The organism is Pseudarthrobacter ribosi, from assembly GCF_055412865.1.
Genome location: NZ_JBVAYZ010000019.1, coordinates 1 through 18476, shown reverse-complemented (window position 1 = coordinate 18476; position 18476 = coordinate 1). Strand labels below are relative to the sequence as shown.

Annotated in this window: 22 protein-coding genes; 16 read left to right on the top strand and 6 right to left on the bottom strand. The window is 68.3% G+C overall.

What is annotated here, in order from left to right; genetic code table 11:
* The first annotated feature begins 2 nt into the window (after positions 1-2).
* From ACZYZ5_RS16130 to manD, 3 genes are all read left to right on the top strand, one after another.
* Positions 3-689: a bifunctional 4-hydroxy-2-oxoglutarate aldolase/2-dehydro-3-deoxy-phosphogluconate aldolase gene (locus ACZYZ5_RS16130; RefSeq protein WP_463903032.1), complete on the top strand. Its 687-nt coding sequence runs from the start codon at positions 3-5 to the stop codon at positions 687-689.
* Positions 686-1696 carry a sugar kinase gene (locus tag ACZYZ5_RS16125; protein WP_463903030.1) on the top strand — a complete coding sequence of 337 codons (1011 nt, stop codon included), beginning with the start codon at positions 686-688 and terminating at the stop codon, positions 1694-1696. The genes ACZYZ5_RS16130 and ACZYZ5_RS16125 overlap by 4 nt, the downstream gene beginning before the upstream one ends.
* A gap of 110 nt (positions 1697-1806) precedes the next feature.
* The gene (gene manD, locus ACZYZ5_RS16120) at positions 1807-3036 is read left to right on the top strand and encodes a D-mannonate dehydratase ManD (protein WP_463903028.1); all 1230 of its coding nucleotides are present in this window, start codon (positions 1807-1809) and stop codon (positions 3034-3036) included.
* Between the two features lie 126 nt (positions 3037-3162).
* Here the strand turns inward: manD and ACZYZ5_RS16115 are convergent, their stop codons facing one another.
* Together ACZYZ5_RS16115 and ACZYZ5_RS16110 are read right to left on the bottom strand one after the other, a co-directional pair.
* Positions 3163-3372 carry a hypothetical protein gene (locus ACZYZ5_RS16115; protein WP_463903027.1) on the bottom strand — a complete coding sequence of 70 codons (210 nt, stop codon included), beginning with the start codon at positions 3370-3372 and terminating at the stop codon, positions 3163-3165.
* A gap of 93 nt (positions 3373-3465) precedes the next feature.
* Entirely contained in the window at positions 3466-4572 is a 1107-nt protein-coding gene (locus ACZYZ5_RS16110; RefSeq protein ID WP_463903025.1) for a DNA alkylation repair protein, read from the bottom strand.
* Positions 4573-4693: 121 nt separating this feature from the next.
* On the opposite strand from ACZYZ5_RS16110, the gene ACZYZ5_RS16105 reads away from it, so the two are divergent.
* Positions 4694-5476, top strand: a complete 783-nt coding sequence (locus ACZYZ5_RS16105) for a phosphatase PAP2 family protein (RefSeq protein WP_463903023.1) — start codon at positions 4694-4696, stop codon at positions 5474-5476.
* A 51-nt stretch (positions 5477-5527) separates the two neighbouring features.
* A complete protein-coding gene (locus ACZYZ5_RS16100; protein WP_463903021.1) occupies positions 5528-5842 on the top strand; it encodes an MmcQ/YjbR family DNA-binding protein in 315 nt (104 codons plus the stop codon).
* A gap of 3 nt (positions 5843-5845) precedes the next feature.
* Here the strand turns inward: ACZYZ5_RS16100 and ACZYZ5_RS16095 are convergent, their stop codons facing one another.
* Positions 5846-6169, bottom strand: coding sequence for a MerR family transcriptional regulator (locus ACZYZ5_RS16095; RefSeq protein ID WP_463903019.1), 324 nt, complete (start codon positions 6167-6169; stop codon positions 5846-5848).
* A 167-nt stretch (positions 6170-6336) separates the two neighbouring features.
* Here ACZYZ5_RS16095 and ACZYZ5_RS16090 point away from each other — a divergent pair, with 167 nt between their 5' ends.
* From ACZYZ5_RS16090 to ACZYZ5_RS16075, 4 genes are all read left to right on the top strand, one after another.
* Positions 6337-6762: an Hsp20/alpha crystallin family protein gene (locus tag ACZYZ5_RS16090; RefSeq protein ID WP_463903140.1), complete on the top strand. Its 426-nt coding sequence runs from the start codon at positions 6337-6339 to the stop codon at positions 6760-6762.
* A 318-nt stretch (positions 6763-7080) separates the two neighbouring features.
* The gene (locus tag ACZYZ5_RS16085) at positions 7081-7470 is read left to right on the top strand and encodes a hypothetical protein (RefSeq protein ID WP_463903017.1); all 390 of its coding nucleotides are present in this window, start codon (positions 7081-7083) and stop codon (positions 7468-7470) included.
* 121 nt (positions 7471-7591) lie between these two features.
* Complete coding sequence (locus ACZYZ5_RS16080; protein WP_463903015.1) at positions 7592-9139, top strand: glycoside hydrolase family 1 protein; 1548 nt, start codon at positions 7592-7594, stop codon at positions 9137-9139.
* Between the two features lie 87 nt (positions 9140-9226).
* On the top strand, positions 9227-10048 hold the full coding sequence (locus ACZYZ5_RS16075; RefSeq protein ID WP_463903013.1) for a hypothetical protein: 822 nt from the start codon (positions 9227-9229) through the stop codon (positions 10046-10048).
* On the opposite strand, the gene ACZYZ5_RS16070 is transcribed toward ACZYZ5_RS16075, so the two are convergent.
* Together ACZYZ5_RS16070 and ACZYZ5_RS16065 are read right to left on the bottom strand one after the other, a co-directional pair.
* Positions 10045-11115, bottom strand: a complete 1071-nt coding sequence (locus ACZYZ5_RS16070) for an App1 family protein phosphatidate phosphatase (protein ID WP_463903011.1) — start codon at positions 11113-11115, stop codon at positions 10045-10047. The two genes, ACZYZ5_RS16075 and ACZYZ5_RS16070, sit on opposite strands and share 4 nt — an antisense overlap.
* A 59-nt stretch (positions 11116-11174) precedes the next feature.
* Entirely contained in the window at positions 11175-11930 is a 756-nt protein-coding gene (locus tag ACZYZ5_RS16065; protein ID WP_463903009.1) for a DUF72 domain-containing protein, read from the bottom strand.
* 134 nt (positions 11931-12064) lie between these two features.
* Between ACZYZ5_RS16065 and ACZYZ5_RS16060 the strand changes: the two genes are divergently transcribed.
* The 5 genes from ACZYZ5_RS16060 to ACZYZ5_RS16040 all read left to right on the top strand — a co-directional run bounded on the left by ACZYZ5_RS16060 (position 12065) and on the right by ACZYZ5_RS16040 (position 16281).
* Entirely contained in the window at positions 12065-13858 is a 1794-nt protein-coding gene (locus ACZYZ5_RS16060; RefSeq protein WP_463903008.1) for a glycoside hydrolase family 15 protein, read from the top strand.
* Between the two features lie 123 nt (positions 13859-13981).
* Positions 13982-14290 carry a YegP family protein gene (locus tag ACZYZ5_RS16055; RefSeq protein WP_463903007.1) on the top strand — a complete coding sequence of 103 codons (309 nt, stop codon included), beginning with the start codon at positions 13982-13984 and terminating at the stop codon, positions 14288-14290.
* A gap of 43 nt (positions 14291-14333) precedes the next feature.
* Positions 14334-15044, top strand: coding sequence for an HAD family hydrolase (locus ACZYZ5_RS16050; RefSeq protein WP_463903005.1), 711 nt, complete (start codon positions 14334-14336; stop codon positions 15042-15044).
* 72 nt (positions 15045-15116) lie between these two features.
* On the top strand, positions 15117-15425 hold the full coding sequence (locus tag ACZYZ5_RS16045; protein ID WP_463903004.1) for a hypothetical protein: 309 nt from the start codon (positions 15117-15119) through the stop codon (positions 15423-15425).
* 94 nt (positions 15426-15519) lie between these two features.
* A complete protein-coding gene (locus ACZYZ5_RS16040; protein WP_463903002.1) occupies positions 15520-16281 on the top strand; it encodes an SDR family oxidoreductase in 762 nt (253 codons plus the stop codon).
* A gap of 16 nt (positions 16282-16297) precedes the next feature.
* Here the strand turns inward: ACZYZ5_RS16040 and ACZYZ5_RS16035 are convergent, their stop codons facing one another.
* Positions 16298-16705 carry a sterol carrier family protein gene (locus ACZYZ5_RS16035; protein ID WP_463903000.1) on the bottom strand — a complete coding sequence of 136 codons (408 nt, stop codon included), beginning with the start codon at positions 16703-16705 and terminating at the stop codon, positions 16298-16300.
* Between the two features lie 261 nt (positions 16706-16966).
* Here ACZYZ5_RS16035 and ACZYZ5_RS16030 point away from each other — a divergent pair, with 261 nt between their 5' ends.
* Complete coding sequence (locus ACZYZ5_RS16030; protein ID WP_463902999.1) at positions 16967-18127, top strand: PIG-L family deacetylase; 1161 nt, start codon at positions 16967-16969, stop codon at positions 18125-18127.
* The coding region (locus ACZYZ5_RS16025; RefSeq protein WP_463903139.1) for a DUF7402 domain-containing protein at positions 18009-18476 on the top strand (468 nt) is incomplete at its 3' end. The genes ACZYZ5_RS16030 and ACZYZ5_RS16025, both read left to right, overlap by 119 nt.

Below are 18476 nucleotides of genomic sequence, written 5' to 3'. Positions count from 1 at the left end.
ACATGACGGACGAGCTGACCACAGACCTGACACCGGAAGCCCTGCTGGCCGGAATCCGGGAGACCCGGCTGGTCGCCATTGTGCGCGGCACCGACGGCGGCGCCGCCGCGAAAGCGGCCCTCGCGGCCATGGAGGAGGGCTTCCGCTACGTCGAAATCGCCCTGACCACCCCCGATGCCCTCGCTGCGATCCGCGACGTCCGCGCGGCCGCCCCGGCCGGCTGTTTCGTCGGCGCCGGGACCGTGCTCACCGCGCAGGACGTCGAGCAAGTGGCCGAGGCCGGCGGGCAGTTCATGGTCACGCCGGCGCTGGCCGAATCGATCGAGGCTTCCGCAGCCCGCGGCATCCCGGTCCTGGCCGGGGCGCTGACGCCCACCGAGGCCTACGAGGCCATGACCCGCGGCGCCACCGCGGTCAAGCTCTTCCCCGCGTCCATCGGCGGCCCGGGGTACCTCAAGGCGCTGCGCGACCCGTTCCCCGGGATCCCCTTCATCGCCGTCGGCGGCGTCGGGCTCGACGAGGCGGCCGGCTACTGGCAGGCGGGGGCCGTCGCCGTCGGCCTGGGCGGACCGCTCTTCGGGGACGCCGGCTCCGGCGGCGACCTGGATCCCGTGCGGGAACGTGCCCGCCGGTTCGTGGCGCTCGCCGCGGACTTCGACCGCCGGCTCGCCGCGGAGCGCCGGCCGTGACGCCCGACCCTGTGCTTCCCGTCCCGGGGATTCCTGAGCTCCTGACCTTCGGGGAAACGATGGTCTCGCTGCGTTCCGCCGGACCGCTGTCCGCCGGCGGCTCCCTGGGCATGCACGTGGCCGGGGCGGAGTCCAACGTGGCCGTCGGCGTCGCACGGCTCGGGCACCGGGTGGGCTGGGCCGGGGTCGTGGGCGCCGACCCGCATGGCGAATTCATCCTGCGGCAGCTGCGCAGCGAGGGCATCGCGGTGCACCACCGTGAGGACGCCGGCCGCGGCACCGGCGTGATGTTCCTCGAGCAGCGCACCGCCGACGTCACCCGCGCCTTCTACTACCGCGCCGGTTCCGCCGGATCCACCCTGGACCGGGACGACGTCGACGCTGCCTTCCGGAACGGCGCCCGCGTCCTGCACCTCACCGGGATCACCGCAGCCCTCAGCCAGGAGGCGCGGCGGGCCGTCGAGTATGCGGCCGCCCGGGCGGCCGGCGAAGGCCTGGAGGTATCCCTCGACGTCAACTACCGCAGCAAGCTCTGGTCCAGGGACGAGGCCCGGGCCGTCCTCACCCCGCTGGCCCGGTACGCCAGCATCCTGATCGCCTCGGACGACGAACTCGGGCTGGTTGCCGCCGGCGGCCCTGCCGGTTCCGCCGGGGCCGGTCCGGCCGACGACGCCGAAACGGCCATGGCCGCCGAACTCCTGGACCGGGGGGTCCGGGAAGTCGTGGTCAAGCGCGGCGCGGCCGGCGCCGGGGTCCACACCGCCTCCGGCCGGTGGGAAACCCCCGCCGTGCCGGTCACCAGCATCGACACCGTCGGCGCCGGCGATGCCTTCACCGCCGGCTACCTCTCCGCCCTCCTCGACGGTGAGGACGTGGCCGGCCGCCTGCAGCGCGGCGCCCTCGCGGGAGCTTTTGCCGTCAGCACTGCCGGCGACTGGGAAGGCCTGCCCCGCCGGGGCGAGCTCGCCCTCCTCGGGGCCACACCCAGCGGAACCACCCAGCGCTAGGGCCCCGTCCGGCAGCGCTCCCCGCCTTCGGCCGACTTCGACCGAATCTTGAACAAACTTTGACCGATTCTTGACCAAACATAGACCAACACGGAAAGCCTGGACCAAAAGTGAAAATCATTGCCGCGGAAGTCTTTGTGACCAGTCCGTCCCGTAACTTTGTGACCCTGCGGATTACCACGGAGGACGGGGTGACCGGGATCGGGGATGCGACCCTGAACGGGCGTGAGCTCGCGGTGGCCGCGTATTTGAAGGAACACGTCGCGCAGCTGCTGATCGGGAAGGACCCGCACCGGATCGAGGACACCTGGCAGTTCCTCTACCGGTCCTCGTACTGGCGCCGGGGTCCGGTGACGATGGCCGCGATCGCGGCGGTGGATATGGCGTTGTGGGATATCAAGGGCAAGATGGCCGGGATGCCGGTGTACCAGCTGCTGGGCGGTGCCTCGCGGAACGGGCTGCGGGCCTACGGGCACGCCTCGGGCGCGGACCTGGAGTCGTTGTTTGATTCGGTCCGGGAGCACCTGGAACTCGGGTACAAGTCGGTGCGGATCCAGACCGCGGTGCCCGGGATCAAGGCCGTGTACGGGGTCGCGGCGCAGGCCCAGGCCTCGGGGGAGCGGTATGACTATGAGCCGGCCGGCCGGGGGGCGTTCCCGGCGGAGGAGGACTGGGACACCCGGGCGTACCTGCGGCACCTGCCTTCGGTCTTTGAGGCGGTGCGGAACGAGTTCGGCCCGGAGCTGCCGCTGCTGCATGACGGGCACCACCGGATGACCCCGATCCAGGCCGCGAAGCTGGGCAAGGCGCTGGAACCGTACGACCTGTTCTGGCTGGAGGACTGCACCCCGGCGGAGAATCAGGACGCGCTGCGCCTGGTCCGCCAGCACACCACCACGCCGCTGGCGATCGGGGAGATCTTCAACACCGTCTATGACTTCCAGACCCTGATCAAGGAACAGCTGATCGACTATGTCCGGGCCGCGTCGACGCACTTCGGCGGGATCTCGCCGTTGAAGAAGGTGATGGATTTCGCCGCGCAGTACCAGATCAAGTCCGGTTTCCACGGCCCTACGGACATTTCCCCGGTCGGGTTCGCCGCGCAGCTGCACGTGGGCCTGGCGATCCACAACTACGGGATCCAGGAATACATGCAGCACTCCGACGCGACGAACACGGTGTTCGAGCAGTCCATGACGTTCGTCGACGGCTACCTGCACCCGGGCGAGGCGCCCGGCATCGGCGTGGAATTCAACGAGGAAGCCGCCGCGGCCTACCCCTACCAGCAGGCCTACCTGCCCTACAACCGCCTCGTCGACGGAACGGTCCACGACTGGTGACCCGCCCCGCCTGAACCGGGCTGGCACCAAAAAGGTCCCGGGCGGGAGTCGATGCTCCGCCGCCCGGGACCTGGCTATTTGTGCTGCAGGCAGGCGCCTACGTCAGGCACCTAGGCTCAGCCAGGTTCAGTTAATGAGTTCCCGGGTCATGCCGAATGGCACCTGGTCGGATAGCGCCGCCGTGTAGTGGCCGGCCTTGTGCCGGGTGAGCAGGATGCCCTGCGTCCCGGTTCCCATGGCGATCTGCTGGAGCCCGCGGACGGCGTCGTCGAGCCGTTCGTCAAGGACCTGACGGCTGTCGACCTGGATCTCAATGCACTCGGTTGCTATGGTCATCGCTCTGTCCTTCTTGGGTTTTACTCGTCGGCCCCAATGATTGAAGCGACAATAACGTCATATTTATCGGCCCGTCAAATCACCGCTCTGGCCCTAAACGGTGTCGGTCCGCACCAAAAATTCGGTCGACGCGTACCGCACGCCGTTGACCTGCAGTTCCAGTACATGCGCGCCCGGATGATGGCGCCGCGTCGTCATCTGGCGGAAGGCATGGCGCTTCGAGAATTGCCTTGACTCGCCCGGCCCGAGGACGGACGTTCCGAGCTTGAATACCTTCTCCGCGCGGGTGCCGTTCGCCTTGGCATAGTGCACCACGTAGTCGACGGCGAGCCGGGCCTCCGCGGGCCCGATATTGGACACCTCGAAATCGAAGGCAAGCTCTCCGGGAAGCTCGACGACGGTGCGGTCCAGCCGCGGCGGCGTCACGGCGAGCGACGCCGGCGGGAACCCCAGCAGCTCCAGTGCGCCCGGGTGGGCCTTCTTGAGCAGGGTCCGCAGCCCGTGCCGGACCACCCTGGGCGTGTTCGCGTCCGGGGCAGCCAGCCATCGGGCCGCCGTGGCGACGACCTCGTCCGGGGCGTGGCGGGCCAGATCGTTGAGATGGTTGGCCACCGAGCGCCGGACATCTTCGACCGGGTCCCGGTACAGGGCATCGAGGATCGGCAGGGTCGCGGCGGGCCGGTCGGTGATCTCCGGGACGCGGATCGCCCACGGCAGGTAGGCCCGGGTGCCCTCGCTGGCGAGCCGGCGGACCTGCCAGTCCGGGTGGGAGCTCCAGCCCTGGATGACGGCCAGTGCGCGGTCCAGATCGGCCGCGAGGAGCCGCCGGATCGCGAATTCCGAGGTGAGCCGCGGCGTCAGCTCAGCGAGGAGCGCCAGGCAATCCTCGAAATCGCCGGTTTCCTTGCGGGCCAAGGCGAGGGTGGCCGCCGTCTCGGTCACGGGCCAGATCATCCAGCCGGTGAAGTCCGGATCATCCAGCGCCCGGCGGAAGATGACTGCGGTGCCGGAGTAGTTTCCCGGCAGGTCAGCCAGCAGGGCGCGGCTCAGGAGGTCGGTGCGTTCCCGCAGGCTCAGTTCGTCGAGTTCCCCGGCCGTTGCAGCGAGGCGGGTCAAGCTGCGGCCGGGAGCGGCCGCGGTGAGGATCCGCTCCAGCGAACGGACCGCACCCGGGTTGATCAGTTCATTCATAACGCCCATGGCTTCAGGCTACCGGGGCGCCCGGCACGGGGGCGGCCGGGAAGCCCCAGCCCCGGCGGCACCGGAACCGGGATATTCTTCAGGAAGGGACTAACCACACGGCGCAAGGGCGGGGACGGGAATGGCAGAGGAAAATACCGGGAAATCGCCCGGCCGGTGGCGGGTGTTCCACGACAAGTTCGTGGTGGAGGAACGCTACATGAGCGAGCGGGACCGGAAGAACCTGTACCGGATCGCCGTCGGCCTTGTGATTCTGGGCGCCGTGCTGTTCTTCTCGATCCTTGCCGGGGTCCTCCAGCACGACGGCCTCACGGCGGGCGACGAACCGGTCCGTTCCTGGCTCCTGACCCTCCGCTCCGAACCGCTCACGACGAGCATGATCATCCTCGCGATCGTCTTCGGCCCCGTTGCCCTGCCGATCATCATCCTCGTGGTGACGGTGGCCTGGGGCCTGCTGGCAAAGCACGCCTGGCGGCCGATGCTCCTGGCCGGCGCCATGCTCACCGGGGTGATCCTCGCCCAGATCATCGGGCGCACCATCGGGCGCCAGCGCCCGCCCGTGGACCTGATGCTCTTCGGCGCCGACTACACCTTCTCCTTCCCGTCCGGTCACGTCCTCGGCGCCTGCGACTTCCTGCTGGTCAGCACCTTCCTGATCTTCTCCCGCCGGAACAACCGCCTGGCCGCCGTCGCGGGGTTCCTGCTGGCCGGCGTCGGGATCTTCTTCGCCGCGGTGAGCCGGCTCTACCTGGGCTACCACTGGCTGACCGACGCGCTGGCCGCACTGTCCATCTCGTTCGTGATCCTTGGCGGCGTCATCGCCCTGGACACCTGGCGGACCGCCCGCATCCGCGGTGAGCAGATCACCGGAATGCTTTCCAAATCCGACACCAGCCAGACCTAGAACCCCCGGCCGCCTCTTGTCCCGCCCGGGCGCCGGTGCCACAGTGGGGCCATGGCCACCGAAGATGATGTCCGCCGCGCTGCCCTGGCCCTGCCGGGCGTGGTCGAACGGCCCAGCTGGGGCCAGCCGGCCTGGTTCGCGGCCACCCTGATGGCCAGGATCTGGGAAGAAGGCGTGCTCACGGTCAAGACCGAGGAACGCGAAGCCCTCGCCGGAACGGACTCGGACACCTTCTTCTGGACCCCGCACCACGAGCGTTCACCGCAGCTTGTGCTGGTGCGGCTGGACCGGATCGATACCGAGGAACTGGCCGAACTCCTCGAGGAATCCCACCGTCTCGCCGGGGGCCGGAAGCCCCAGGTGTAGTTCCTAGCCCCGTAGTCTCTGGCTCCGTAGTCCCTGGCTCCGGCGCGAGCGGAGGCGGGTCAGCTCGCCCTGCAGCCGGGCGTTGACCGCCTCCAGCTCCAGCACCTTGGCGACTCCGGCCAGGTTCAGCCCCTCCTCCAGCAGTTCGCTGATCCGCCGCAGCACAGCCAAATCCGCGTTGCTGTACTGCCGCGTTCCCCCGGCGGTGCGGTCCGGCGTCAGCAGGCCCTTCCGCTCATAAAGTCTGATGTTCTGCTGCCCGGTCCCGACCAATTGCGCCACCACGGAGATCGCGTACAAGCCCAGCTCCTGTCCACGTTCCGTCACAGTGCTCCCTTCGCAGACTCCAGACGCCGGTTCCGGCGTGCCGAGACTTTTCCTCTTGCATCAGTGTCGCACCGGTGTTATAAAAAATCTATATCCATCACAACAGATAATCAGGCTGGCTGGATACATGAAAAGGACAGAACTCTCGCATGAAGGAGTGGGAAATGATGTTGATGCGTACGGACCCGTTCCGTGAACTGGACCGGCTGACCCAGCAGGTCTTCGGAACGGCGGCACGGCCCGCTGCCATGCCGATGGACGCATGGCAGGAAGACGGCGAATTCGTCGTCGCCTTCGATCTACCCGGCGTCAACGTTGACTCGGTGGACCTCGACATTGAGCGCAACGTCCTGACCGTCCGGGCTGAACGGCGCGACCCGACCCAGCCCAACGTAGAGCTGATTGCCTCGGAGCGGCCGCGCGGCGTCTTCAGCCGCCAGCTCATCCTGGGCGACACCCTGGACACCCAGAAGGTCAAGGCGTCCTACGCCGACGGCGTCCTGACGCTCCGCATTCCGGTGCGGGAGCAGGCCAAGCCGCGGAAGATTGAAATCACGCACACACAGGACAAGATGCAGGAGATCGGGACGTAGCGGCGGCGGCGGACGCACACCGTCGAGCCGTCGATTAGCGCGGGGACCAGAGGGCACCGGCCGCAGCCGGCGTCCTCTGGTCCCCGTCCGGTCCGTCCATGCCCTGAATCGACGAATCGCGACCCCCGTGGCTACTACGCGGTCCTGCACGTGACGCCGGTTGCGACGGTGGCCGAGATCCAGCACGCTTCCGGCGCTGATGCGCCTCCGCCATCCCGACGTCGAAGCGGCCGCAAATTATCCAGCGACAGCGGCAGCGGCTGCCGCGTCAGGCACTGCCGGCACCAGGCCAAGCACCACAAGAGAAGGAGGGCGGCCATGAGCGCATGGCGCCGTTACGATTCGCACCTGATGCCAGTCTTCCACGAGCGTTTCGAGGTGCGCTGGGGCAAGGGCACAGCCCCGTTCCTTGACCCGGAAGCCCACGAAGCACCGCTGCCGCGGGCCCAGTGGATCAACATCGACACCGGGGCCGCGCTCGCCGTCGTCCCGATCTGGACCGCCGATGACAGCCAGCACCGCTCTTTCGGTGTCTTCTACCTGCCGCCCGGGGACGATATCTGGGTGCTGCGGCCGGGGTACACGAGTTATCTGGAGCCCACCGTGGGTGAGACCGAACCGCTGCTCGCGCTGCGGAACGATGCGTTCACAAAGGCCGTGGCGCACGCCAAGGAATTCCTGTTCGGGCCGGAGGCCGCGGCGTACTGAGGTTCCGCGGGAGCTGGTCCGACAGCGGTCCGGCCGGGCACGCGGGCGCCGGTCGTGGCGCGGGGCTGCGCCGCGGCCTAAAATCAGTCAACTGCCCGAAACTACATAGGGGATTCCACTGATGAAAGCATCAGCCCAGGACCTGGCCGCCCTGCTCCCGCCGCGTTTCACCCTCGGCGTGGCGACTGCAGCCTTCCAGATCGAAGGTGCCCTGGATGAGGACGGACGCGGCCCCTCGGGCTGGGACCACTTCGCCGCCAGGCCAGGTGCGATCGTGGGGGACCACAGCCCCGCAGTTGCCTGCGACCACTACCACCGGATGCCCGAAGACGTGGCCCTGATGAAGGAACTCGGGGTCGACTCCTACCGGTTCTCCCTGTCCTGGTCACGCATTCAGCCCGGCGGCAGCGGTCCGGTCAATCCCGCGGGCCTCGACTTCTATGACCGGCTGATCGACCTGCTGCTGGCCAACGGGATCGCACCGATGGCCACGCTGTATCACTGGGACACGCCGCTGGAGCTGGATGAGGCTGGCGGCTGGATGAACCGGGACACGGCCTACCGGCTTGGAGAGTTCGCCGCGATCGCAGCGGCCGCGTACGGGGACCGGGTAACCCGCTGGGTGACGGTCAACGAACCCGCCACGGTCAGCACCAACGGCTACATGCTGGGGATGCACGCGCCGGGCGAAGCGCTCATGCTGAAGGCCCTGCCTAGCGTCCACCACCAACTGCTGGGCCACGGGTTGTCGCTGCAGGCGCTCCGGGCCGCAAATGTGCCGGGCGACATCGGGATCACGAATGTCTATTCGCCGATGGTGCCGGCCTCGATCAACCCGCTGGACAAGCTCAGCGCCGGTCTCATGGACATGGCGCAGAACCGGCTCTACGCAGACCCCGTCCTGCTAGGCAAGTACCCCGATGCCATCCGGGCCGCCACCTTCTTCTCCTCCTTCAGCCCGTCCAGCGAAGACATGAAGCTGATCTCGCAGCCCCTGGACTTCTACGGGCTCAATTACTACATGCCAACGCGGGTGGCGTCCGGCCCGGGCGAGGGAGCGGTGCCCAAGGGGATGGCCGAGGCCATGGGCGATGACCTGAGCGGCACCGCACCCGGCTCCCCGTTCCACATTGTCGAGTTCCCGGACACCGAGACCACAGCGTACGGCTGGCCCATCAAACCGGAGTACATGTCTGTCGCGCTCGCGGAAATGGCTGAGCGCTACCCGACCCTTCCGCCGGTTTACATTACCGAGGGCGGGGCGAGCTTCGAAGACCTTGAGATCCGGGACCCGGACGGCCGACTGATCATCCCGGACGAACGCCGCGTGCGCTACTTGGCGGACCACATTGCCACCGCCATCGAAGCGACGTTGCCCGGGGGCGCTGCAGAGTCGGTCGAGCTGCGCGGGTACTACGTGTGGTCCCTGATGGACAATTTCGAATGGTCGGGCGGCTACAAGCAGCAATTCGGACTGCTGCACGTGAACCGCAAAACACAGGAGCGCACCAAGAAGTCCTCGTATTACTGGCTCCAGGAAGTCCTCGCGGCCCGGCACCGGGACGCCGTCCCGGAGACCCCCGATTCTGGCGCCGATTCCGAGCAGGTCGCGTCCGGTGCTGTAACGGTTGCGCCCGACACCGCCGACCCCCAGCCCGCAGGCTCGTAGTCGATCATGCAGAATTCGTAGCTGATCACGCAGAAAGGAGCGGGAGGCTTTCGGGCTCCGTGTTCGTGTTCGGGGCCGGGAGGTGGGGTGGCCGTCCATGGCCCGGGCCCTGATCGCCCCGAACTCGACCCGCCGGTCCGCGGCGCTCTTGGTGTGGCGTGCTTCGATGCTGACCGGGTGGTGGCGTTCGCGCCAGGTGCGGGCCTTGGCGCGGAAGCGTCCCGGGACGAGTTCCCCGGCCGGGCATCCGCGGGCCGGGTTGGGCGCGTGGGGTCCAGGAAGTGCGCCTCCAGTGCCGCCGCCCCGGCCGGGTCCAGGTCACCGGTTTCGTCGACCATGATCCGGGCGTGGGCCCAGGAGATCGTCCTGGCCTGCAACGCGTCCAGGGTCAGCGGCAGCGAACTTGTCATCGCTTGGCTGTTGCCGAGCAGGGCTCCGGCGGCGTGTTCGCTGACCGTCAGGACACACGCGAGCTCGGCGACAATCGCCATCTCCCGGACGGTGCGGTCCCGCAGGGATGCCGTCGGGGACGCCAGGGCCCTCGTCGCCGCCGCGTACTCCGCGGTCAGCCGCACCTTCAGCGCCGCGGACCGGGCCTCCTTCCGGGCTAACTTCCCGAGCCCGTGGATCAGCCTCGGACTCCCGGGACGGACCGGCATGGTCCCGGAAGGGATCAATGCCGGACGGATCAATGCCAGACTGATCAACTGGGTCATCCCCGGCGCTGCTGATTGCAGCCAGCTCAGCAACGGAAGCCGCGACGCCCGCCAGCGCCTCCCTGCTCTCCACACTCCAGACTCTTCCGAGATCCATAAGAACATCTCATCACGAGCCACCGACATCAATTATGAAACGTGTTGGCAGGCGGAGCCGGCACCGGCTGACGCGCGGGTGACGGCCGGCGCTTAGAGAATCTCCAGCTCCTGCAGGCTTTTTGCCATGCCTGCACCGTCCGGGGAGTAGATCCACGGAACGTTGGAGCCTGTATGGTCCCCGGTCTCGGAGTGCCCGCCGGCCAGGACAGCTTCGCTGGCGGAGAGCTGCCGGATGCCGATGGCGGCCACCAGGTCGCCATGCTGCTGGGCGAAGTGTGAGTAGATCGCTTCATCGTGCTGGCCGTTGTCCCCGAAGAGCAACCAGCGCATGTTCGGGAACTCCTCGGCGAGCAGTTCCAGGTTGCGGCGCTTGTGCTCCTGACCGCTGCGGAACCAGCGGTCGTGGGTGAGGCCCCAGTCGGTGAGTAGCAGGGCGCCGGAGGGATACATGTTGCGGGTGATGAAGCGCGCCAGGGTGGGGGCGGCGTTCCACGGCCCGGTGGACAGGTAAATAACCGGGGCCTCCGGGTACTCCACCATGATCCGGTCCATCAGCACGGCCATCCCGGGCGTCGCCATCCGGGCGCGCTCGTTCAGCACGAAGGTATTCCAGAGCGCAAGGAACGGCCGGGGGAGCGCCGTGACCATGATCGTGTCATCGATGTCGGACACGATCCCGAGCTTCGTGTCGGGGGCGATGATGAAAATCTTTGCCGAAGCCGGCTCTGTCCCCTCGGCGCGCAGCACCGCGGTGTGCCAGCCCGGGGTGAGCTCCACCTGCACGACGGTGTCCACGAGTCCGCCGCGGTCCGCATGCACCCGCGCGGTCACACCGCCGATCTCGATCTCCACCTCGGAGTACTGGATCGGGACGGACGTGAACGCCCGCCAGCCGCGGATGTTTTGGTTGCCGTTTTGCGCTGCCCGCTCACCTCGGCTGCCGGGGTTGGGCCTGGTGGTCAGAACCACCCGGCCGAGGACCCGGACCCACGTGGTGGATCCGTAGCCTTGATAGGCAACGGTCGTCGGGACAAAGTCCCAGCGCCGGGCCGCTTTCAGACGGGCACGGTTAACGGTGTCCGAGACCAGGTGCGCCAGGCGAAACGCCCGGTTGCCGGTGATTGGTTGCTGCCGGGGAGATTCCTGTGACGCCAATTCCATGCCTCCACTCTCCCACAAGGGTCAGTCCCGCCGCGGACCGTGTCCGGAAACGCCACGTTTCAGTCGACGCCCAGCACATCCCTCAGGACCGTGGCGTTACGCACGGCGTTCCCGCCGCCGTCGTTGTTGAAATACACAAAGACCTCCTTGCCGGCCGCCTGCCATTCGCGGATCCGGTCCGCCCACCAGCGCAGCTCATCGTCCGAGTAGGAGCCGCCGTAGAGGTGCTCCCAGTCCGGGCCATGCAGCCGGACGTAGACGAATGCCGCGGTGGCACGGAGGATGCACGGCAGTCCGGCTCCGCTCATGACGCAGTAGGCCGCGCCATGCCGTTCCAGCAGCGTGTAAACCTCCGGCGCATCCCAGCTCGGGTGGCGGAATTCCACGCTGACCCGGATCCAGTCGGGCAGCGCCGCCAGGAAGTACTCGAGCCGCGCGTCGTCCCGGGCGAAATCCGGCGGCAGCTGGACCAGCAGCACTGCGCGTTTCTCCCCGAGTTCGTGCCAGCAGCGGGCGATCCGCTCGATCCAGACCTCTGGGGCGTAGAGCTTCTTGCCGTGGGTCAACCCACGGGGGGCCTTGACGGTCAGCAGGAAGCCCGGCGGAAGCCGCCGGCGCCAGCTGGCGAAGGACGTGTCCCGGGGCCACCGGTAGAAGCTGGCGTTGAGCTCCACCGTCGTGAAGCGCGCCGCGTAGTGCGCCAGCCGCTCCCGCGCCGGCAGCCCCGGCGGGTAGAGCACGTTCTCCCAGTGGTCATAGCTCCAGCCGCTGGTGCCGATGTGCGCTGGTCCATACTGGGTCGCGCCGTGGTCCATCCAGCAATCCCCTTTCCCGGCCCTTCCTAGGCTTCCCCCGCCCGCTCGGCGGCCTGCGGGGACGTTATTCCGAAGTTCCGTTACAGCATCTATGGATCCTAGTCCCGGGGAAACCGCTGTGGCACTGTGAGTCCATGGCTCGCATTGAGGATTACGCACTGGTCGGCGATCTGCACACTGCCGCCCTGATCAGCACCGAGGGTTCGATCGATTGGCTCTGCCTGCCGCGCTTCGACTCGCCGGCCTGCTTCAACGCCCTGCTCGACACTCCCCGGGCGGGGCGCTGGCTGCTGGCGCCGGAGGACGGCGGTGAATGCACCCGAAGGCACTACCGCAAGGGCACTCTCATCCTGGAAACCGAATGGGAGACCCCCTCGGGAAAGGTCAAGGTCATCGACTTCATGCCGCCCCGCGACGCGGTAGCGGATATCGTGCGGATCGTCGTGGGCATCCGCGGAACGGTCAGGATGCGCGGTGAGCTGGTCCTGCGTTTCGACTACGGCCACATTGTGCCGTGGGTCCGCCACGACGATCAGGGCATCCACGCGATCGCCGGTCCCGATGCCGCGTACCTCGTGACCGAGGCGCCGCTCCGGGGCGAGCGCCTGCGTACCATCAGCGACTTCACCGTCACGGCAGGGGAGCGGGTGCCGTTTGTGCTGACCTGGGCGCCGAGCCATCTGGGCCGACCCCGCGCCGTGGACCCGGAGCCGGTCCTCGCTTCGACTGAGGATTTCTGGCGGCACTGGTCTGCCAAGTGCACGGTCACCGGGCCCTACCGCTCGGCCGTGCAGCGTTCGCTGATCACCTTGAAAGCACTCACATTCGCCCCTACCGGAGGGATCGTGGCGGCCGTGACGACCTCCCTGCCGGAGCAGCTCGGTGGCGAACGGAACTGGGACTACCGGTTCTGCTGGCTCCGTGATGCCACCCTGACGCTCCAGGCGCTGCTCGCGGCCGGGTACACGGAGGAGGCCGCCTCCTGGCGCGACTGGCTGCTCCGGGCAGTCGCGGGTGACCCCAAGGACCTGCAGATCATGTACGGCATCCATGGCGAGCGCCGCCTTCCCGAAGTGGAACTCCCCTGGTTGAGGGGGTACGAGAATTCCGCCCCGGTCCGGACTGGCAACGACGCGGCCGGGCAACTTCAGCTCGACGTCTGGGGCGAGGTGCTGGACTGCCTGTCCCTGACCCGGAACTCGCTGCTCACCAGCACCGACGAATCCTGGGACGTGCAGCTCGCCCTGATGGAACACCTCGAGACCGCGTGGGACCGGCCCGACAACGGGCTCTGGGAGATGCGCGGGCCCCGAAGGCACTTCACCCACTCCAAGGTGATGGCGTGGGTTGCGGCGGACCGTATGGTGAAGGGCGTCCGCGACTTCGGCCTGACCGGCCCCGCGGACCGCTGGGAGGAGCTCCGGGACACGATCCGCGCCGACGTCATGGCCAAAGGGTTCGACGCCGACAGAAACACCTTCCTGCAGTCCTACGGGCGGCCGGAGCTCGACGCGAGCCTGCTGCTCATCCCGCGCGTCGGGTTCCTGGCCCCGGATGACCCGCGGGTGATCGGAACGATCGATGCCGTCCAGCGGGAACTGACCCATGACGGCTTCCTGCGCCGCTATAAGCCGGAAGAATGCGACGACGGGCTGCCGGGCGGGGAGGGAGTGTTCCTGGCCTGTTCGTTCTGGCTGGTCGAGGCACTCCTGGGGGCAGGGAGGCACCGCGAGGCGCGGGAACTGTTCGAGCGGCTGCTCGCGCTGCGCAACGACGTCGGACTCCTCAGCGAGGAATGGAGCATCGAGGCCGGGCGGCAGCTGGGAAATACGCCGCAGGCGTTCAGCCATTTCGCCCTCGTAATGAGCGCCCTGGAACTGCACGAGGACGGTGTGCGGCGCAGCGACTCGGCGCCCCCGGGGCGCTGATCAACAACGCGGCAAGGGCGAAGCCGTCTCTCAGTTACCGCGGGCCAAGGTTTTCGTCCAGACCTTAGATAAGTATACTTACTAATACCCCGGTGTGGGGGTGAAAAACATAAGGAGTGAGCGATGGCTGGATACTTCGAGCTCGTGGACGCGCCCGACGGCGGCTACCGGATTCGGATGCTTGACGGAGCAGGAAGCCTGATGGCTATTTCGGTCACGTTTCCCACAAAGCGGGCAGCTGTGGCCGGTATTGCCCAGGCCCGCGAAATTGCCGGCACCGGGCTCATCCGGGACCGCAGCGCCGGCGGGCAGGCCGCGCCGGTGGGACCACTCTCCAGGGCCTCCAGGAGGACCGCCGGAGGCGCCGGCCGAGGAAGCTCCCTGTCCGGCGGAGCGCTGGCCGCCGGAAAACGATCACGCGCCCACCACTGATGAGAATCCCGTCAGCCACCCCCGCCCCCGCCCCGCAGACCGCATGACCGCCGCCCCGCTCCCTGACCGGCGCCGTGCCGCTGTCCTGTTCGACGTCGACGGCACCCTGGTCGACTCCGCCTACCTTCACACCCTCGCCTGGTGGCAGGCGTTCCGGCAGGCCGGTCATGACGTTCCGATGGCGAGCATCCACCGCAGTGTCGGCATGGGCGGGGACAGGGTCCTCGCCAGGCTGCTGCCGGACGACCGGGACCGGAACGAGGACGGCACCATCATGGCCTCGCACGCCGCCGTGTTCGCCACCTTCTGGCCCGCCCTGCGCCCGCTGGATGGCGCCCGCGAGCTGCTGGCGCGATGCCACGAGGGCGGGTTCGCCGTTGCGCTCGCCTCCTCGGCCCGGAAGCGCGACCTTGAAGTGTTGCGGGCCGCGATCGGCGCCGACCCCTTTATTGACGCGGCCACGAGCTCGGCTGACGCGAAGGAGAGCAAGCCGGCGCCGGACATCCTGGTCGCTGCCCTCAACGCAGTGGGTGTGCAGGCATCCGACGCCGTCTACGTGGGCGACGCCGTCTGGGACATCTACGCCGCCGGGAAGCTCGCCATCCCGGCCATCGGACTGACGTGCGGCGGCACCAGTGAAGCGGAACTCCGGGAGGCCGGCGCCGTCGAAATCTATACCAGCCCCCGGGAGCTGCTGCAGAACCTCGGGGATAGCGCGATCGGGCGGCTCGCCGCCCGGGTCCGTCCGGGCTAGGAGCCGGGAGCGGGCCGCAGGCCGCGAATTCCGGCCGCGTCCACCGCCTTGACCAGCGGTTACAGTGTGTCCATGAAGCCATTCGGGGCGAAGGAACCCGGACCGTCCCCGCAGAGGCGGCTGATCTGGCTCGCGGTGCCGCTGCTGGGCGCGGTCCTGCTGGCGGCGGGGGCGGTCCTCCTGTCGCTGCCGGTGCGGCAGGAGGAGTTCGGCTGGTTTGCCTATGCACCGCTGTCCCAGCAGACCGTTGCCCTCCCGGGCCTGTTGGTCATGGATGCGGAGAAATGGGCGGGCGTCGTGCTGGTTGGCCTCGGACTGTTGACGCTCGCTTTCTGGTCCGGCGTCCTCGCGGGCAGGCGCTCCCGCCGACACCCCCACTGATGCGGGGAGGGCCGGCACTTCGCCCGGCGACACTTCGCCGCAATGTTGGCGCGGAACACTGTCCTGGTGCGGGATCTCGGCATACGCTAGCCGGATGACACGACATCACCTGCCCGGCCGAGTGGCCGTGGTCACCGGCGCAGGCTCAGGGATCGGCCGGGCGGTCGCCCGGCTCATGCTCGCGGACGGGTACCGGGTGGTACTGGCCGGCCGGCGGGAGGCTCAGTTGCTGGAGACCGGGGCCGGGCATGCCCAGGCGCTCGCCGTTGCCTGCGATGTCACCGTGCGCGACGACGTCGAGCGGCTCTTCGCCGCCGCCCTGGAGCAATGGGGACGCGTGGACGTGCTGTTCAACAATGCTGGCGTGTTCGGGCCGGCGGCTTCCGTGGACGAGATTAGCCTCGCGGACTGGGACGCCACCGTGGCGGTGAACCTGACCGGCTCCATGCTGTGCGCAGCTGCCGCTGTCCGGGCGATGAAGTCGCAGTCACCCCAGGGCGGGCGGATCATCAACAACGGCTCGATCGCCGCCCACTCGCCCCGGCCCCGGACGGTCGCCTACACCGTCACGAAACACGCCATGACCGGGCTGACCAAGAGCATCGAACTCGACGGCCGCGGCTTCGGCATCAGCTGCGGCCAGATCGACATCGGCAACACGGCCACGGAGCTGATGGACACGATCGGCGTCGGCTCCGGGGCCGTCCAGGCCGACGGCAGCAGCCGCGTGGAGCCAATGTTCCCGGTCGAGGACGCCGCGCGTGCGGTTCTGCTGATGGCCGGGATGCCGCCCTCCGCCAGCGTCGGATCCATCGTGATTACCGCCGCCGGGATGCCGTTCATCGGACGCGGGTAGCCCGGGCGCAGTCCGCTTAGAGCGGCAGCAGGCTGGACAGGTCGGCGCGCAGCCCGGAGGCGGCCACCCGTCCGGCATCGACGGCGTCCGCCCAGCTCAACTGGCCGCTGACCATCGCCAGCCAGGTGGCGGCGTCGCACTCAATGACGTTCGGAGGGGTGCCGCGGGTATGCCGCGGACCCTCCACGCACTGCGTGACGCCGAACGGCGGGACGCGGACCTCCACTGAATTCCCGGGTGCCCGGGCGGTGACCTCCTCCAGGGAGTAACGCACCGCCGTCGCCAGCGTGCTGCGGGGGACCTGCGTGCCCGCCCCGGGGCTGGCGGCATTCGCGGCATCCGGCCCGGGGGCGTTGGCTGCCTGCCAGGCGGTAAGGGCTGCGCGCCCCTCGTCGAGGGCGATTCGACGTCGCGCAACCACCACTATTTTGCCTCCCGGCTGATCAAAAAGCGTTAGCGGCAAGGCGCTCGTCAGGCCGCGTTTTCATCCACTTTACCCTCCCCTTTTACCCTCCCCCTTCCGCCGGAGCCCGGCCGCCCGCGGCGTCCGGGCCGATTAACTATGTCGAAAAGCATGTAGCTTGAATATTAAGTAAAAGGGATGTAGTTTTGCTTTGCGGGTTGCCCTATTGCGGGTGGCCCCAGCGGAATCCGCGCGTGTTGTCATGACCGACAGGGCGACGCCATGACAGTAAGGATGAGCCAGATGCCGTTTTCCCGGCCGCGTAGAGGGTCCCTGGTTCTGCTGGCGGTAGCGCTAGTCGCAGCGCTCACCGGGAGCATGGCGACCGCACCGGACGCCTCCGCTGACGCCGGGTGCCGCGCGGGCACGGCGTTGAACGTCGTCGCCCACCAGGATGATGACCTGCTGTTCCAGGGCCCCGGGCTCCTCTCGGCCATCCGCGACGGGCTGTGCGTGCGCACCGTCTATCTGACGGCCGGCGACGCCAACGACGACGCGGACTACTGGGGCTCGCGGGAGGACGGGGTGAAGGCTGCCTATGCCCACCTCGCCGGGGTCGCCGACTCCTGGACAACTTCGGATGCCGGTATCGCTGGGCACCCGATTCCGGTGGCCACCCTGGACGGGGCAAAACAACTCTCGCTGGCCTTCATGCGGTTGCCGGACGGATACCGCGATGGAAGGGGCGGGTCCGTCTCCGGTTACCAGAGCCTGCAGAAGCTCTACAGTGGCGCGATCAGCACGATCACCGCGGTCAACCGGTCCTCCTCATACACCCTCCCGGAGCTCCGGGGCACTTTGCTGGCGTTGATGAACAGCTACCGGCCGGACCAGATTGCCACGCTGGACTTCGCCGGCAGCTACGGCGACGGAGACCACAGCGACCACCACACCGTCGCCTACCTCGTGCTCGCCGCGCAGCAGCTCTACACCGTGCCCCACACGATCACCGGCTACCAGGGCTACCCAATCTCCCAGCGCCCGTCCAATGTGGTCGATCCCGATCTGACGGCCAAGACCGATGCCTTCCTGGCCTACGCCCAGCATGATTCCAAGACCTGCACCACAGCCCTTGAATGTTCCGACAACTCGGTCGGCAAATGGCTGTCCCGGTCCTACACCGTCGCGCCGCCCGCAGTGCCGCCGGCGGCCGGCACGGAAACCACCAACGTCGCGGGCGACTCCGCCAATATTGCGGCCTCGGCGGCGGTCACCGCCAGTTCCCAGAACACGACCGNCCGCCGCGAAGGCCGTCGACGGGGTGATCGCCGGTCACCCGGTCGACGCCACCCGGGAATGGGCCACCGTCGGCGGCCGGGCCGGAAGCTACCTCAACCTCACCTTCCCCGCCGCCGTCACCCTCAACAGGGTCGTGCTCTATGACCGGCCCAACAGCAGCGACCAGGTCACCGGGGCAACCCTGACCTTCTCCGACGGAACCACCGTCCCGGTCCCTGCCCTGGACAACGCCGGCAAGGCGACCAGCATCAGCTTCCCCGACCGCGCCACCACCAGCCTGCGGCTGACCGTCACCACCGTCAGCGGCACCACCAGAAACGTCGGACTCGCCGAACTCCAGGCCTACCCCGGCACGGCGGCCCCCGCGCCAGCCCCAGTCCCCACCGCCGCCAACGTCGCGGCCACGGCGTCGGTCACCGCCAGTTCCCAGAACACGACCTCGGGCCAGACCGCCGCGAAGGCCGTCGACGGCGTGATCGCCGGCCACCCGGTC

Bases quoted from the DNA above. Each gene is read 5' to 3' on its own strand.
- ACZYZ5_RS16070 (WP_463903011.1), bottom strand. From the start codon at position 11,115: ATGGAATTGGCGTCACAGGAATCTCCCCGGCAGCAACCAATCACCGGC.
- ACZYZ5_RS16130 (WP_463903032.1), top strand. From the start codon at position 3: ATGACGGACGAGCTGACCACAGACCTGACACCGGAAGCCCTGCTGGCC.
- ACZYZ5_RS16110 (WP_463903025.1), bottom strand. From the start codon at position 4,572: ATGGGCGTTATGAATGAACTGATCAACCCGGGTGCGGTCCGTTCGCTG.
- ACZYZ5_RS16085 (WP_463903017.1), top strand. From the start codon at position 7,081: ATGAGCGCATGGCGCCGTTACGATTCGCACCTGATGCCAGTCTTCCAC.
- ACZYZ5_RS16115 (WP_463903027.1), bottom strand. From the start codon at position 3,372: ATGACCATAGCAACCGAGTGCATTGAGATCCAGGTCGACAGCCGTCAG.
- ACZYZ5_RS16045 (WP_463903004.1), top strand. From the start codon at position 15,117: ATGAAGCCATTCGGGGCGAAGGAACCCGGACCGTCCCCGCAGAGGCGG.
- ACZYZ5_RS16090 (WP_463903140.1), top strand. From the start codon at position 6,337: ATGTTGATGCGTACGGACCCGTTCCGTGAACTGGACCGGCTGACCCAG.
- ACZYZ5_RS16055 (WP_463903007.1), top strand. From the start codon at position 13,982: ATGGCTGGATACTTCGAGCTCGTGGACGCGCCCGACGGCGGCTACCGG.
- ACZYZ5_RS16105 (WP_463903023.1), top strand. From the start codon at position 4,694: ATGGCAGAGGAAAATACCGGGAAATCGCCCGGCCGGTGGCGGGTGTTC.
- ACZYZ5_RS16065 (WP_463903009.1), bottom strand. From the start codon at position 11,930: ATGGACCACGGCGCGACCCAGTATGGACCAGCGCACATCGGCACCAGC.
- ACZYZ5_RS16040 (WP_463903002.1), top strand. From the start codon at position 15,520: ATGACACGACATCACCTGCCCGGCCGAGTGGCCGTGGTCACCGGCGCA.
- ACZYZ5_RS16050 (WP_463903005.1), top strand. From the start codon at position 14,334: ATGACCGCCGCCCCGCTCCCTGACCGGCGCCGTGCCGCTGTCCTGTTC.
- ACZYZ5_RS16100 (WP_463903021.1), top strand. From the start codon at position 5,528: ATGGCCACCGAAGATGATGTCCGCCGCGCTGCCCTGGCCCTGCCGGGC.
- ACZYZ5_RS16080 (WP_463903015.1), top strand. From the start codon at position 7,592: ATGAAAGCATCAGCCCAGGACCTGGCCGCCCTGCTCCCGCCGCGTTTC.
- ACZYZ5_RS16060 (WP_463903008.1), top strand. From the start codon at position 12,065: ATGGCTCGCATTGAGGATTACGCACTGGTCGGCGATCTGCACACTGCC.